Below are 1871 nucleotides of genomic sequence, written 5' to 3' on the forward strand. Positions count from 1 at the left end.
CGGAATAATTTCACTCACCAGGGCGCTCCTCCATCCAGCATCGAATTATTCCCGGTGAAGGCCGGGCTGGTTTTCGTGAGATTGTTGATGCCGTCAGCGATACCCTGCTCGTTCTGGCCCGACGCGCCGTTAATCGTGAAGTGGTACTCAAATTTACGGTTATCGGTGAGCAGGCGGCTCTGGCTCACATTATCGGCTTCATCCGTTTTCCGGAGCAGGGCATTCCATGCCCCGCCGAACGAAGGGTTATCGGACGGTGCGGAATTTTTGTTAAGCATATCCCCCCAGCCTGGAGCACCGCCCTGTTGCTCCGGACCCAGATAGTTATCCAGTTCTTTATTAAACGCATCTGTATCGTCTTTAAAGAAACCGTGAGTATCCGTGTACGCTTTTTTAATCGTTTGAGGCAGGTCAGGATGGTCTTTCAGCTGCTGCTCAAACCACTCACTTTGCCCGTTACCCTTTGCAGTTTGCCGGGCAATATCCGGGGAGCCGGTCATGGCCAGGGACTTCAGAACGTTACGCTGATCGCCCCGTTCATCCGGCAGCAGCCAGGTGAGTTTTTTTGCCAGGGCGTAAACAATCTTCCCGACAAACACGATCCCCTGCCCGAACGTCAGCACGCCGGGGTACAAATCGTTTTTCAGAAAGCCGGCGATACGTTGAATTCCGCCGCCTTTAAACCAGCCGGCCAGGTCATCCGTCAGCCTGCGAATATCCGGCGCAAGTTCATTGCCTAACTGGCCGGAGATTTCCGCCACGGCGGAGGTGAATACCGTGCGCAAATCGGTAACGGCTTTATTGCCGGCTATCGCGCCGTCCGCCCCCTCTTTCGTCACCAGGTTATAGCGGCGCTGTTCGTCCATCAGGTCACGATAACTTTTGCCCGACTGCTTAATCAGCATCAGCATCTTGCTGGCCTCACCGCCGAACAGCGAATCCAGCGCGAAGGAGGCTTTTGACTCGTCCTGCAGACTCAGGGCATGCTCAATAATTTTATCGAACTGCCTGATATCGCTGAGCCCGGCAAAATCTCCGGCTTTAAATCCCAGGGTATCGAACGCGTCCTGCAGCGCGCTCTGCTTACCGGTGTGTTTGTACTCCCCGGACTTGTGCAGATACTCTTCAAACAGGTCACCGATGTTCTCCCCGTTCATGTCGTACTGTTTCGCCAGGGAATCCCACGCGTTAAACGTCGGGGCGTCAACGCCATAGCTTTTTGCCACACTGGCACGCCGGGCGGTTTCCGCATTCGCCGCGGCCGGGGCAATCAGCGACCCCAGGGCGGTAGCCACCATACCACCGCCGCCAATGGCAAGCCCGGGGGCAACCATACCACCCGGCTGTCCGGCGACACCCAGCCCACGGCGAAACAGTCCCCTCCCCATCCCCTTAAACGACTCAAAACGCTGCGCCTTCTGCAGCTGCACATTCAGCCTTTTCTGCTCCGCTTCGGTTTTACGGATTTCACGCGAAACGTCGGCATACCGGCGTTTCAAATCGCCCAGACTGTCGCCAGCCAGTTTTGCCCGCCTGATTTCAGCAGCCAGTTTAGTCTGGTCGGCCGTCAGCTTTGCCGACTGCTTCCCGACGTCTTTCAGGCTTTTTTGCAGGCTCCCGGCGGAGCGCCCCCAGGAGCTGTCGATGTTGCCGCCGAAGGTAATGACGGCCTTAAGGTTTTGACTGATTCCGGCCACGGTTTACCGCCTCCACTTCGTCATGAAGAAACCCCGAGAAGGTGCTGAACGGCATCCCAAGGTAATCCCCCATGGGAAAATGCAGACGCCGCCCGAGAAATCGTATTGCGCTCAGGAGTCCGGCTTCGGTCGCTTCCCGGGCGGGAGCATAAAAACGTTAAAGGCATCCAGGAT

The 1871-nt window shown here is 56.7% G+C and carries 1 protein-coding gene; it reads right to left on the reverse strand.

The features are described from left to right. Positions 1-14: 14 nt before the first annotated feature. Entirely contained in the window at positions 15-1697 is a 1683-nt protein-coding gene (locus VGM55_RS16900; RefSeq protein ID WP_331636097.1) for a hypothetical protein, read from the reverse strand. Positions 1698-1871: the final 174 nt, after the last annotated feature.

The sequence above is a fragment of the Cedecea sp. genome, from assembly GCF_036500665.1.
In the GTDB taxonomy this organism is placed as follows: Bacteria; Pseudomonadota; Gammaproteobacteria; order Enterobacterales; family Enterobacteriaceae; genus Cedecea.